Source organism: Moorena sp. SIO4A5 (assembly GCF_010672005.1).
GTDB lineage: Bacteria > Cyanobacteriota > Cyanobacteriia > Cyanobacteriales > Coleofasciculaceae > Moorena.
The window spans coordinates 1-13,291 of sequence record NZ_JAAHHZ010000152.1 but is presented as its reverse complement, the minus strand read 5'-3'; the positions used below and the strand labels follow the sequence as shown (position 1 = coordinate 13,291).

The window sequence follows — 13,291 nt, the reverse complement described above, 5'->3', positions numbered from 1 at the left end:
CTTTAGGGTCGGTGAATTCTTAGTTGCTATCAAAAAGAAATTGGTAGAAGTTTTAGGGGATGAATGGACTCCAGAACAGGAAAGTTGGTTTAGCGAATCGGGTATTCCCTGTGAAGTGTTGCAATTTGCTGCTAATGACTGGCAGCAAGGCAAGGTAAGACTTAATCTAGAATTTTGCCTTGTCGAGACTCAGGATAAAGTTGATGATATATCAGCTATTGGTGGTAAAACATTGCAAAGCACATCAACCCAGGTAGCAGAACAGCCAGACCTTGCAGAGCCAGAAACTAGCAATGATTCTGGATTCGACCTTGGAGTTGGAGCAGCCACAGCCGCTGTGACTGCTACTGGAATATCAGTAGCTGAAGCACTAGAGGAAGATACCTCAACTACTATCTCGGATGAGATCACACTGAAACCTACACTTGATGCAGATGAAGACATTGCTCTCGAACAAACCCCAAGCAGTCAAGAAGATGACTTTGATTTAGGAGACTTTTCCGATAGTGCGGAAAGTCAGGAAGATATTGGTTTCGAACAAAACCCAAGCAGTCAAGAAGAAGATGACTTTGATTTAGGAGACTTTTCCGATAGTGAGGAAGATATTGGTTTTGAACAAACCCCAACCAGTCAAGAAGAAGATGAGTTTGATTTAGGAGACTTTTCCGATAGTGAGGAAGATATTGGTTTTGAACAAACCCCAACCAGTCAAGAAGAAGATGAGTTTGATTTAGGAGAACTTTCCGAAAGTGACGAAGATATAGAGTTCCTAGAATCACCGACAGCAGCGGAAGAAGATTTGCTGGATTTGTCAGCAGTATCAACAGACAGTAGTAATGATTTTGATCTGGGTGAAATGTCTGATGATAGTGATGAAGACATGTTTCAACTGGACGATATTTCCTTTGATGAGGAATCAGAAAACGGTGATGATAATTCCCTAATGGATGATGTCTGGCAAGAAATGAATGAGCTTAAATAAGCTTAAATAATAGTCTATTGCTAAATGTTGTGGTAAATGTTGACATGGGAGCATCGTAGTGAACATGCCGATTTCAAAGCTTTCAAGAACCTTGAGGGTTTAGGATTTATAGGATTGTTAGCTGTCCGGTAAAAGAAGCCCCACGTCTCAATCCGTAAGGATGAGCGTGGGATGAATTTTACACAGAGTATGCACGGAACAGGGAAACGAGCTATCAAACTCCTAAGTAACTCGGAGCAAGTCATTCCTCTGCGATTGACCGTAGGTCACGCTACGCGAACAGCTTCTTGCTTAAGTTGCTTTTTTTCAAAACTAGTCAATCTAATCATTAAGTTTTTATATTTAATTTTGCATTGACATATGTAAAGACTTTGGTTATCCTGATGATAGGTCGAAAAACAGAATGTGACAACAATGAGAGCAGCGTATCAATATCGATTAAGGTTGACCAAGAATCAAGAACGTGAAGTAGAAAGATGGTTGGACATGCTCCGACATCAATACAACTACCTACTTGCCGACAGGTTTAACTGGTACGAACAGAATCGCTGCTCTATCAACTCTTGTCCTATTGTCTGCTATTTACCAGATCTAAGGAATAATCCCGACTATTTTTCCCAAAAGAAAACTCTTCCTCAGTTAAAAAAGGATAGACCTTGGTACAAGGTGGTTCAATCACAAGTCCTGCAAGACTGTGTCAAAAGAGTCGATTTAGCTTTTAAGGGGTTCCTAAAAGGGGATAGCAATGGGAAGAAGAGTGGGAGACCTAGATTTAAAAGTAAAGATAGATACAAATCTTTTACATTTCCATCTCTTAGCAAAGACCCTATAAATGGCAATATTTTGACTCTTCCTAAGTTTGGGAAAGTCAAAATGATCTATCACCGACCTATTCCAGAAGGATTTAAAATAAAAACAGCTACTATAACTCGAAAATCTGATGGTTATTACGTCACGCTGTCCATCCAGGATGAGTTTGTCCCGAATATCATCCCAGTAGACAGTGCAACCAATCCTATTGGGGTAGACATGGGTCTTAAGTCATTTTTGATTAAGTCCGATGGTTCAGAGGTACCAATTCCTCAATACTATCGAAAAGCTCAAAAACGGCTAAAAAAAATCCAAAAAGCTGTCAGTAGATCAAAGAAAGGTAGCAACAACAGGAAGAAGGCTGTCAGTAGACTAGGCAAAGCTCACAAAAAAGTTGCTGACACTCGAAAAGACTTTCATTTTAAAACTGCAAAGGGCTTACTAGATAATCATGATCTAGTTGCTCACGAGAAGTTAAATATTAAAGGTTTGGCCAAAACTAAAATGGCTAAATCGATATTAGACGCTGGTTGGGGGCAATTTCTGTCAATACTATCAACCAAAGCCGAAAATGCTGGGTTGGTCACAGTTGCAGTGAACCCTCGAAACACCAGTCAAAACTGTTCTAATTGTGGGACAAAAGTACCTAAAAAATTAAAAGACCGTATTCATTCTTGTCCTCACTGCGGGTACACAGAAGATAGAGATGTAAATGCGGCGATCAATATATTAAAGTTGGCGGTGGGGCATCCCGTCGGTAATAAAGCTTTCCGAGTATCCGAACCAGTAGGTGGAGTTGGAAAGAAGCCCACACTCAACCTGAAAAGGTGAGTGTGGGAGTATGTCACGGTATCTATGACCTACAAAATTCAAAATGTCAAAGTTTTGGATAACTATTCATAACAACTCTAATGTCTGAGATACCGAGTTGGACACCTCTTCATGCACGGCTACATAGAACCCTGCGGCAAAAGAAGCTACTACCCAAGAATCAGCAGGTCTTAGTAGCCGTATCCGGTGGGCAAGATTCCCTTTGCCTAACCAAACTACTCCTAGATTTACAGCCCAAGTGGAAATGGCAGCTAGGAATCGCCCACTGTGACCACCGTTGGCCCTATGATGAGGGAATTTCCCTTCATGTACAGCAAATTGCTCAAAGTTGGGGACTTCCATTTCATCTACGAACCGCCCCTGAAGTGACAAAGAGCGAATCAGCAGCGCGGCAGTGGCGTTATCAAGCCCTGATTGACATTGCCCAAACTCAAGGTTATCCCACTGTTGTCACTGGTCACACAAAAAGCGATCGCGCTGAAACAGTCCTCTATAACCTGATCAGAGGTTCAGGGACTGATGGCTTGCAAGCTTTGACCTGGGAACGACCTCTTGCTCCTGGAGTACATCTGGTGCGTCCCTTACTTGACACATCCCGTAGCGAAACTCTCCAGTTTTGCGAGCAGCAGCAACTTTCCATTTGGGTGGATGCTTACAATCAAGACCTTAACTATGCCCGTAACCGCATCCGCCAAGAGCTAATACCCTATTTGAAAACCCATTTCAACCCACAAGTTGAGACAGCCTTGTCCCAAATTGCTGAAATCTTGCGAGCAGACGTGGAATATCTTGAAAACACTGCTGAGCAAATCCAAAAGCAAGCCATGGCAGTACCTACGGTCGAGGAAGATCCTGCTAGCAATAGCCCTCCACGATTAAATCGTCTGGTATTACAGCAAGCTCCCCTAGCTCTGCAACGTCGTGTGATTCGGAAGTTCCTTCAGGAAAACCAAACCAAAGCCCTCAGCTTTGAGCAAATCGAAGCGGTGACTGGTTTAATTGCTGCTCCCAACCGCTCTCGAACGTCATCCTTTCCTGGTGGAGTAACAGCCTTGGTAGAAGAGGAATGGATTATTCTTAATACTGAAGTATGAAGTATTAAGTATTAAGTATGAAACACTTCTATCTCTTAGTTTCCGAGAAATTTTTCTCCTTCAACCTACCCTACAACGAATACGGGGCGAACTACATTCAACCTTTAACATTCAACCTACCCTACACCGAATACGGGGCGAACAACATTTAATATTAAACCTTAAACCTAAGAAGCTGCCAACTCTGGAGATTGGCTTAAGCTACTGATGATTTGAGATATTTGAGCGATCGCTTGTTGTTGAGAACCACCTGTTTTCTGGATGTGATTCAGAGCATTTGCGATCGCATCCAGCTTTTGTCGAAGTTCATTGACACCATCTTGCAATGGCTGTAGGGTTTCTTCATAGAGATGAAGTTTGCCCCAAAGTTGAGCGACCTTCACCTGATTGGAGAGCCAACTTTCCTCCCAATTTTTTACCTGAGCCAGCTTAGCATCCTTTTCTTGGGTTTGTTGATTGATCAATTCTTCAGCTTGGCTAACCCTAAGGCGCATCTGTTCAATTTCTCGTTCTAGTTGTTGCAATTGATCTGACTGTTTTTTGCACTGTGCTTCTAGTTTGATCAAAATTGGTCCTAAGTCAATTTTCTGGTTTTGTTGACCATTACTATCCACAATTCCTTGCCGCAGTCGTAACACTCGTAGATGCTGATTTATAATTTCTTCTCGTTCCCATAGAGTCCGGCGTTGACCCACCAAGGTTCTGTCCAGCATCTGGTAACGGTCTTGCTCATCTGCTAACTGGGTTTCTAGACTAATACGATCGTACTCACTAGCGACCCTAATCTGTTCTTGTAGTTCTTCAATCCCTTGGTGTTGGAGTGTTAGTTCTTCTTCTTGGTCATTGACGAAGCGTACAACTTTTTCCAAATCCTGCTGCAAATTCTGAACTATATCCTGTAACTCACCCAAGGGCATTTTTTCTAGTGCTGCAATATCCACCATTTGGCTAATCTTGACATCCCCTGATGTTGTTGCCATTCGAGCCAGTTCTTGGTATAATTTTTCCTGAGTTTGGAGTTGCAGACTCACCATCCTAGCTGATTCGAGCTTGATCTCTAGATTAGTTTGCTGCACTTGCCTTTCCCGGTTTGCCTGTTCACAGGATGCTTGTAATTGTTGTAACTTTCGGGTTTGATGTTGGACTTCCTGCCCTTGACCCTCAACCTCTGCTTCCAATTTTTGAGCTAATAGACGTTGTTCATTTAACTTCTTCCAGTGATTATCCAACACCGAATGCTGATGCTTGACTACTTCCAAGGCTTGATTCAGTGGTTCCCAGACAGATTGTGTTGATTCTGCTCCTCCTGATAAGCGATTGAGCAATTGCTGAATCACACCAGCCTGCTGAGCATCTAAACCAGCAGAGTACTGACCCTCTGAAACTTGCTCTTGTAAGCGTAGCTGCTGTCCCCGGAGTTGTTCCCAAGCACCTTCGAGCTCCTTACTTTTACGCTCCAATTCTTGTCTGAGTTTAGCAGTTTCTGCCTCAGTAGTTTCCAGTTCTTGGCGTTGTTGCTCTATTCTGGAAAAATCCTCCTCCATCGTTTGCATCTGCTCAAGCCGCGCTTCCATTTCCATCTCGCGACGGTTGAGTTCTTGACTTTGATAGGTCAAAGATTGCTTCCACTGCTCAATTTCTTCTTCCTGGTTTTTTGACTTTTCTAGCAAGCGAGAGAAATTTTGCAATAGATTGACTAACCTTCCCCCCGCTGCCTCGATTGTCCCCTGTATTTGTCGATTCCCACTCAGGTTAACAATCACCAACGCACCATCACCAAAGTTATTGGCTTGTTCTGTCGGAAGCACTTCCTCCCCAGACACCTTATTCCAACTCTGGTCAGTCCGCTGAAAAGCCAGCAGTTTGAGTTCGGCCTGAGCTCTACCCATAAACCCAGTTTTCTGCTTTCTTACCTCTGCGAGATACAGCACACTGATCGTCCTCTTTTAATTGTATTGTGCCCAATTCTTAATTAACACATTTGAACGCTTAACCCCTTTGGGGTTGCAGGGTGGTAATTTTCGGAGATGATTGGTCAACCGATTTTGTTTTGATCCTTAAGGCTATTAGTCCTTTAAAGGATGACGGTATTCAGTATATTTAGACACTAAAGGTATTTTAAGGTATTTCCCAGACTTGATCTGCCAGTCAATCAAGGTTAGCAGAATAAAAATAGATTTATGAGGATAGTCTTAGGAATCTTCCCACAGGGGGGGTCTAGTTTCCCCAATCTGTCTAGTTTCCCCAAGCATAGATTTTATCAACCCTAGTGGTCGATTTTTCTAGCTAGATTGAACATAACATCTTACCCCATCACTTTCTTACCTTGTGTCTAATCCCTATTCAAATAAATATACTTAATTTATATGCTTATATGCTATCCAATGGTGTTTAAAGTCCTAACCTAGAACCTTGGACATCTTAGCTTAATTTTCCAGTAACCGTCAAAATCCCACTCTTACCCCTAATCAGTTACTTCGCTCATGGTTAGCTGTCTGCAGCCATGGTAAGCTTCCACCAGTTGGCTTACAGAAGCGATTCCTTACCAACTATACTAGCCTCACCCAATTTTTTAGGATATTTTCAGTGTACAGTTAAGCGGTTTCTTGAGCAAAGATAGATCAGTACCAGTTTATGGGCATCCTTAAACTCAATGACAGGTCATAATCTCAGATTCATCAACAGGTTGTTAGGAGCACATTGTCTTTAAATGCAGGGAACTTTGAGTGAAATTGATATCCGTAGCATCCTGCAACTGATCGAGCTAGGTCAGCGAACCGGGGAACTCTTAGTCGAGGCATACAGCTCTCACCCTAGTAGCAAGGCTAGCAATAGTGGCAGTCATCGTTTTGCCTCAGGTAGACTTTACCAGCAGCCAAAACTACCAAGTCCCGGTCCTTATTGGTTTGTCTTCTTCCTGAATGGCCAGATTGCCTATGCTGCTGACAGCGATGGGAGCTTGTCGCGCCTGCATGATTATCTGCGCCGCTATAAAGCCAATGATGCTCTCAAGGAATTGGAAAGTCTGTCCATTGCCGCTACCAATGCTCTAGAGTATGGTTATCTTTGGGCTTTGTTAGAAAAGCATGTGATCACACCAAACCAAGGGCGAAGCATTATTCAAAGCATGGTTAATGAAACCCTTTTTGATTTGCTGAGCTTTCACCATGGCTACTTTGTATTTGAAATTGGTCCGGCATTAGCACCGCAACTTACTACCTTAGAAATAGGACCATTGGTCACAGAGATTATGAAGCAGGTGCAGGAGTGGAAGCAATTGTGCCCTCATATCCAATCTCCCCATCAGTGTCCAATGATTACTGCCCATGACCAGTTACAGGCTACACTGCCCGAAAAATCCTTTAGACTCATCAGCAGTTGGGTAGATGGCAAAACTTCTCTACGCCAGTTGTCCCGTTATCTCCATCGCGACCTGATCACCGTAGCTCGGGCTATTTATCCCTATGTACAACAGGGGTCAATCCAAATGGTGACCCCCAAAGAAGCAGATACGCCAGCCATTGAAGAGCAATGGGAGTTGAAGAAAGTTACACGATCTGTTGTCTGTGTTGATGATGATCTCGCAGTTGGAAAAGCTGTGGAATATACCCTAGAAGCCAAAGGTTATAAAGTCACAGCAATACAGAAGCCCCTAAAGGCTCTGAGTGAGGTTTTTCAACTCCAACCCGATCTCATCCTCTGTGACCTAGTAATGCCCGACCTAGATGGTTATGAGCTTTGTGGCATGTTACGCCAATCCACAGCATTTCGGCAAACCCCCATCATCATGCTCACAGGCAAAGATGGCTTTATCGATCGCGTCAGAGCCCGGATGGTAGGCGCAACTGACTACTTAACGAAGCCCTTCGGAGATCATGAGTTATTGATGCTTTTGGAAAAATACATTTGGTCCAGGTGATCTAGAACAATGCCAAGATAGTCATACCCTGACCAAAGAATTAGATCAAGGGGAGAATCTTGCTCTGTCAGCCTTTAACTTATTAATAGAGGCGTCTAACCCATCAGTTAATTAACCAACACTATCCTAATTAAACCCACTGGTCAAGCTAGAAGCTTCCACAAATTCAATAAAAATCTAGTCTTTCTTGGTATCACCACCAATAGATGAGCGATACTGTAATCATGATTTAATTTATAGACCCAAATCGGGCTGTAGTTTAATTTCACTACTATTTCCCGAGGGTCGAGCTAGGAGTTATGAGTAAAGTTTTAGTTGTAGAAGACAGCCTTGCTCAACGGCAGATGATCTCAGACCTCCTCAAAGGTAGTGGTTTGAAGGTGGATGTTGCCAGTGATGGTGTTGAGGCTTTAGAACATATTCTAGAGTCTTGTCCAGATGTAGTGGTCTTGGATATAGTGATGCCACGCATGAATGGCTATGAGGTCTGTCGCCGTCTTAAGGCTGACCCTAAAACTCAGAATGTGCCAGTGGTTATGTGTTCTTCAAAAGGTGAAGAATTTGACCGCTATTGGGGCATGAAGCAAGGTGCAGATGCATACATTGCGAAGCCTTTTCAGCCAACGGAGTTGATTGGAACAGTTAGACAGCTACTTAGAACATAAATATATTGGTATTTGACGGGAATGGTTGCTAATCCGGACTTTGTAACTGACTCTGCTCTTGAACAAGCCCCAGAATTGCAGGAATTGGAAAGTCCTGAAGGCGAACTATACCTGCGGTTTTATCTGCGATCTGGTGATGAATTTGCTCTGCCGGCTACTGGTATCAAAGAGGTAATTGACCCCTGCCCTGAACAAATTACTCCTATTCCTAATGCTTCCCCTTTATTGTTGGGGACTTTCAATCGACGTGGACGGGTAATTTGGGTCTCAGATCTAGGTCAGTTTCTGGGGGATAAAACGGTTTTAAATACAGACCGTATGGAAATCCCTGTTATTGTTATTGAAGATCAAGACACTATGCTGGGGTTGGCAGTTCAAGAAATTGTCTGTACAGACTGGCTGGATGTGGAAAAGTTACATATGCCTACCAATGTTGCCGATAGTATGGCTCCTTTCTTACGCGGTGAGTGGTTGCTAGAGATTGAGTCTAATCAAGTTCTGCGACTACTTGATCATGTGGCGATTATACGCTCAGCCAGGTGGGCAGCCTAAAACTAATTATTAAAAATTGAACATTAAAAATTAGTTGGATTAATTATTATTGGCTCTACCGAAATTGCTGTGTAAAAATGTTATGAAATAATTATTATAATCATCATGTGGCGGGAGTTTCAGTTTTTAATAGAATGATTTTTTATAAAAAAAACGTCCAATCAGACCTAGTCGGCAATAAGCGCGGTTTTATACACACTATGTCCGGTAGAGCCTTATTATTAAACATTAAATTAATTTTTAATGCTTCGGGAGGAGGTAAATGGCATCCAGTATAAATTACCCCCAGCTGTATGGGGAAGCCGAAAAAGCCTATATGCAGGGCAAATACCAAGAAGCGGCAACACTCGTTGATCGTTTGATTGAGTATTTCCCTAATGAACCCAGTGCGTTGCTACTGCGGGGTCATATTTACTGCTATGGTCTACAGCAGTACGATTTGGCTCGCCAACAGTATGAATCAGTACTCAATCTGACCTCTGAACCAGATTTTGTTAGTTATGCCAACAACGGTCTAGAGTACGCCCAGCAATCTACAAATGGTGATCAGGAGGCTGGGTTATCACCTGATGATGATGTCAATACATCACAGCTAAAACTAGATGATACTGAGGAGTTGAGTGCAGAACCCACAGCAGGAAATTGGCAAGACTTCGCTGATTTTAATGATATCAGTGAATTTGACCCGGAAAGCTTAAGTTTTGAAAACACAGGGGTTGATGATTTTGCTTCAGAATCAACCTCACCCTTTAACGATTCTTTTCAAGATTCCACTAGTGATGAAGGCACCATAGATTATCAGTCTTCTTCTAATCTAGACCCCTTTAGTATCGTTAGTGACCTAGAAGAAGACAGTGAGGATTTAGAGAGTTGGGAAATTGCCTCTGAGGATTTAGAACTCGATGTAAACCCTGTCAGTAGTCAGACTTCTTATAATGGCACAGAAGGACACTTTCCTGAACTCTCTCAAGAGGAGGGTCTACAAACATTTATGGTGTCTCCTGAGGTTAATTTAGACGAAGATATATCTTATGGTTCAGAAGAGTTAACTAGTGAATATAGCACAGTTGAGTTTAACGTCCTGGCTGAAGAAGAATTAGAATCCCTGCCGGATTACGAGTTTAGCGATATCGAGGAGCAATCAAAGAATTCCTTTGTTGAAGCTGCAACCCTGTTAATGAATTCAGCAGAGCTTGAGGAGCATTTTTACCCGACTCCAAGTTCTGAGCCTACCGCGACTACCCAAGAAAATTATGCCAGCACCGAGCAGTCTTTGGAACCTGAGGAACCAACGGGGGATACTCAAGCCTATGCTGACAATCAAGAGGACTTAGAATATCTCAATGATGAGGCGACTGACTCTACTGAACCCTATTTATCGGAAAACTATGGCTCGGATGAGCAACTTTTGGACTCAGCTTACGAACAAAATGGGTTCAACTCTCCAAGGCCAAACCAAATTAATTTGGAATCCTTTGATGATGATTCTTGGACAATGGATGATGTAACGGAATCAGAAGAGGAAATATTGTCAGGAATTGAAGCACATCAAGGGGTAAAAGAGGGTTTTTTAGATGAGTTTGACCTATTTGATGATGATTTAGATTCAATCCCTGATTTCTCTGTTGATGATCAGCAACCACTGTCCAATGAGAGTGGTGACAATAGTGATTTTGATGTCTTAAGCAGTACTGGCTCAACACTCGGAAGTACTGGGTCAATGGATATGAACACCAGTGGTGTAAGTGCTGTAGCCAATCATGATTATCCGTCAGCCACTGGCAATGAGGAGCTATTTAGCCTTAGTAGTGCCACCGAGCCAATCCCTATTTATAATCCTACTAAAGACATTGACAAAGAGCTGGTTGTTAGTATTGACCAAGGTCCACTAGCTCCCATAGAAAACGCTCCTGTCAACCAGAAGAATTGGATGACTGCCTTGATTACTGGCGCGGTATCAATGGTGGTGGTAGCAGCGGTGGGTGCTGGAGCACAATACATGGTTCGAGATCAGCCATCCTTCAAAAATCATGTGCGAAATACTAGTATTCTGATGACCCTAGCCGCTGGTGTTGCCAGTTTTGGTACGACTCTGGCTGTGGGGAATATTACAGCTAGGCAGATTAGACGTAGTACCGAAAACCTGAAAACCCAGTTTGAAGGAGTCTGTCAGGGTAATCTCAATGCCCATGCTACGATTTATTCCCAGGACGAATTGGGTCAGTTAGCCCATAGTTTCAACCAAATGGCCAGAGTCATCTTGACAACGATGACTGAAGCACAACGAAAGGCAGAAGAGCAAGAACAGGCAAAAGAAGACCTCCAACGCCAGGTAATTCGATTGCTTGATGATGTGGAAGGGGCAGCACGGGGGGATTTAACGGTACAGGCAGAGGTAACTGCTGATGTTTTGGGAGCAGTTGCTGATTCCTTCAACCTGACGATTCAAAACCTACGGGAAATTGTACAACAAGTCAAGCAGGCAGTCCGTCAGGTGACCAAATGTTCCACCGATAGTGAGTCCTTTGCCCGTAGCTTGTCTTCTGATGCTTTACGGCAAGCTGAGGAACTGGCGGTTACCCTGAACTCTGTACAGGTGATGACCGATGCTATTCAGCGGGTGGCAGAGAGTGCACGAGAAGCTGAGGAAGTTGCCCGCTCAGCCTCGGCTACCGCTCTCAAAGGTGGTGAGGCTGTGGAGCGCACTGTGGCCGGAATTTTGCAAATTCGTGAGACAGTAGCAGAAACGACTCGTAAAGTCAAGCGTTTGGCAGAATCTTCCCAGGAAATTTCGAAAATTGTTACATCGATTTCTACCATTGCCTCCCGAACAAATTTGTTAGCACTCAATGCTAGTATTGAGGCGGCAAGAGCTGGAGAAGCTGGTCGAGGCTTTGCTGTTGTTGCGGATGAGGTACGACAGCTCGCTGATAAGTCAGCCAAGGCACTCAAGGATATTGAACATATTGTGTTGCAAATCCAGAGTGAAACTGGTTCAGTGATGACAGCTATGGAAGAAGGCACCCAACAGGTGATTGAAGGTACTAAACGAGCAGAACAAGCCAAGCGATCGCTTGAAGATATTGTGCAAGTGGCAAACCGGATCGATGCTTTAGTACGTGCAATCACTGCGGATACTATCGAGCAAACTGAAACATCCCGTGCTGTTGCCCAAGTGATGCAATCCGTTGAGTTAACCGCTCAAGAAACCTCCCAAGAAGCCCAAAGGGTTTCTGGAGCTTTGCAAAACCTGGTCGGTGTGGCGGGAGAGTTGCGGACATTTGTTGAGCGTTTCCGTGTGGAAGCGAATGATGGGAAATGATTGATTAATGGCTAAAACTTCCAGCCTCGGGTTATGGAGTCAGCGTTTACTGGCGGCGATTTTCTTAGCTGGGCAAGTGATACTTCATCTACTGACTGGGAAGATTCACCGCCGCAATACTATCGAGCAAATGGTAACTGTTGGACCAGAGTCTCTGATAATTGCTCTGCTCACTGCTACTGTAATCGGTATGGTGTTTACCATTCAGGTAACACGAGAGTTCATTAATTTTGGTGCCACCAATGCCATTGGGGGAGTCTTGGCTCTAGCTTTGGCTAGGGAATTGGCTCCGGTGTTGACTGCTGTGGTTTTAGCAGGACGAGTTGGTTCGGCATTTGCTGCTGAAATTGGTACGATGCGCGTTTCAGAGCAAATTGATGCTTTGTATATGCTCAAGACTGACCCAATTGATTACTTAGTGATTCCTCGGGTTATTGCTTGTTGTCTGATGCTGCCAGTGTTGACCATTCTCGCCATTGTGACTGGTATGGTAGGAGGATTGGTGCTGGCTCAAAATCTTTATGGTATTCCCCAGTCTTTGTTTCTTGATTCGGCTCGTAACTTCTTAGGAATTTGGGACTTGTTCTCTGCTGCTATTAAATCTGTAGTGTTTGGGCTGTTGATTGCTGTGATTGGTTGTAGCTGGGGGTTAACCACGACAGGAGGGGCTAAAGGTGTCGGTCAATCTACCACCACTGCTGTGGTTACTGCTTTGCTAGCAATTTTTATTATCAACTTTTTCTTATCATGGTTGATGTTCCAAGGGATGGGTAGTGCGGTGATCAGCTAAATAGCTTGATGATGAGTTAACTTAAAATATATCAATCGACCGCTACAGGAAGGGTGACTCTTTTTCCTTTGGGAAACTTCCCATAGCTCCACTTAACGCCATTGTCCACACTGTTCAGTTCTACAACTTCACTAATGTCCCAGTCGTATTTTGATACCGAAAGCAAAACTCACAAGTCGTTTGAATTACCCGGTGCTAAACCCCAATACAATCCTGACCGCCCAGGACAAGTGGAGCATATTTTCCTGGATTTAACTCTGGATATCCCCCTCCAAAGCGTTAGCGGTACCTGCACTATCACCCTCAACCCAATACGCGGCATTAAA

At 43.6% G+C, this 13,291-nt stretch carries 11 protein-coding genes; 10 read left to right on the top strand and 1 reads right to left on the bottom strand.

The annotated features are described in order from the left end of the window. The 4 genes from F6K57_RS29500 to tilS all read left to right on the top strand — a co-directional run. Window positions 1–982 (top strand): KGK domain-containing protein (locus tag F6K57_RS29500; protein ID WP_293071810.1); only part of this gene is annotated, 982 nt, incomplete at its 5' end. A 171-nt stretch (window positions 983–1,153) separates the two neighbouring features. Next, window positions 1,154–1,339 (top strand): hypothetical protein, encoded by a 186-nt coding sequence (locus tag F6K57_RS29495; protein ID WP_293071809.1) that lies wholly within the window; start codon window positions 1,154–1,156, stop codon window positions 1,337–1,339. A 57-nt stretch (window positions 1,340–1,396) separates the two neighbouring features. Beyond that, on the top strand, window positions 1,397–2,623 hold the full coding sequence (locus F6K57_RS29490; protein ID WP_293071808.1) for a transposase: 1,227 nt from the start codon (window positions 1,397–1,399) through the stop codon (window positions 2,621–2,623). An 80-nt stretch (window positions 2,624–2,703) separates the two neighbouring features. Next, window positions 2,704–3,717, top strand: coding sequence for a tRNA lysidine(34) synthetase TilS (tilS, locus tag F6K57_RS29485; protein WP_293071807.1), 1,014 nt, complete (start codon window positions 2,704–2,706; stop codon window positions 3,715–3,717). Between the two features lie 167 nt (window positions 3,718–3,884). Here the strand turns inward: tilS and hmpF are convergent, their stop codons facing one another. Then, a complete protein-coding gene (gene hmpF / locus F6K57_RS29480; protein ID WP_293071806.1) occupies window positions 3,885–5,648 on the bottom strand; it encodes a pilus motility taxis protein HmpF in 1,764 nt (587 codons plus the stop codon). Between the two features lie 791 nt (window positions 5,649–6,439). Between hmpF and F6K57_RS29475 the strand changes: the two genes are divergently transcribed. The 6 genes from F6K57_RS29475 to F6K57_RS29450 all read left to right on the top strand — a co-directional run. Beyond that, window positions 6,440–7,636, top strand: a complete 1,197-nt coding sequence (locus F6K57_RS29475; protein ID WP_364304510.1) for a response regulator — start codon at window positions 6,440–6,442, stop codon at window positions 7,634–7,636. Window positions 7,637–7,935: 299 nt separating this feature from the next. Further along, entirely contained in the window at window positions 7,936–8,301 is a 366-nt protein-coding gene (locus F6K57_RS29470) for a response regulator (protein WP_293021527.1), read from the top strand. A 21-nt stretch (window positions 8,302–8,322) separates the two neighbouring features. Then, window positions 8,323–8,853: a chemotaxis protein CheW gene (locus F6K57_RS29465; protein WP_293021525.1), complete on the top strand. Its 531-nt coding sequence runs from the start codon at window positions 8,323–8,325 to the stop codon at window positions 8,851–8,853. A 262-nt stretch (window positions 8,854–9,115) separates the two neighbouring features. After that, entirely contained in the window at window positions 9,116–12,175 is a 3,060-nt protein-coding gene (locus tag F6K57_RS29460) for a methyl-accepting chemotaxis protein (RefSeq protein ID WP_293071805.1), read from the top strand. A gap of 7 nt (window positions 12,176–12,182) precedes the next feature. Beyond that, window positions 12,183–12,965, top strand: coding sequence for an MlaE family lipid ABC transporter permease subunit (locus tag F6K57_RS29455; protein WP_293021521.1), 783 nt, complete (start codon window positions 12,183–12,185; stop codon window positions 12,963–12,965). Between the two features lie 134 nt (window positions 12,966–13,099). Next, window positions 13,100–13,291: hypothetical protein (locus F6K57_RS29450; protein WP_293071804.1), on the top strand; the 192-nt coding region annotated here is incomplete at its 3' end.

Excerpts from the sequence above, each read along its gene's own strand:
- F6K57_RS29495 (WP_293071809.1), top strand. The coding sequence starts at position 1,154 with ATGAATTTTACACAGAGTATGCACGGAACAGGGAAACGAGCTATCAAA.
- F6K57_RS29490 (WP_293071808.1), top strand. The coding sequence starts at position 1,397 with ATGAGAGCAGCGTATCAATATCGATTAAGGTTGACCAAGAATCAAGAA.
- tilS (WP_293071807.1), top strand. The coding sequence starts at position 2,704 with ATGTCTGAGATACCGAGTTGGACACCTCTTCATGCACGGCTACATAGA.
- F6K57_RS29470 (WP_293021527.1), top strand. The coding sequence starts at position 7,936 with ATGAGTAAAGTTTTAGTTGTAGAAGACAGCCTTGCTCAACGGCAGATG.
- F6K57_RS29465 (WP_293021525.1), top strand. The coding sequence starts at position 8,323 with ATGGTTGCTAATCCGGACTTTGTAACTGACTCTGCTCTTGAACAAGCC.
- F6K57_RS29460 (WP_293071805.1), top strand. The coding sequence starts at position 9,116 with ATGGCATCCAGTATAAATTACCCCCAGCTGTATGGGGAAGCCGAAAAA.
- F6K57_RS29455 (WP_293021521.1), top strand. The coding sequence starts at position 12,183 with ATGGCTAAAACTTCCAGCCTCGGGTTATGGAGTCAGCGTTTACTGGCG.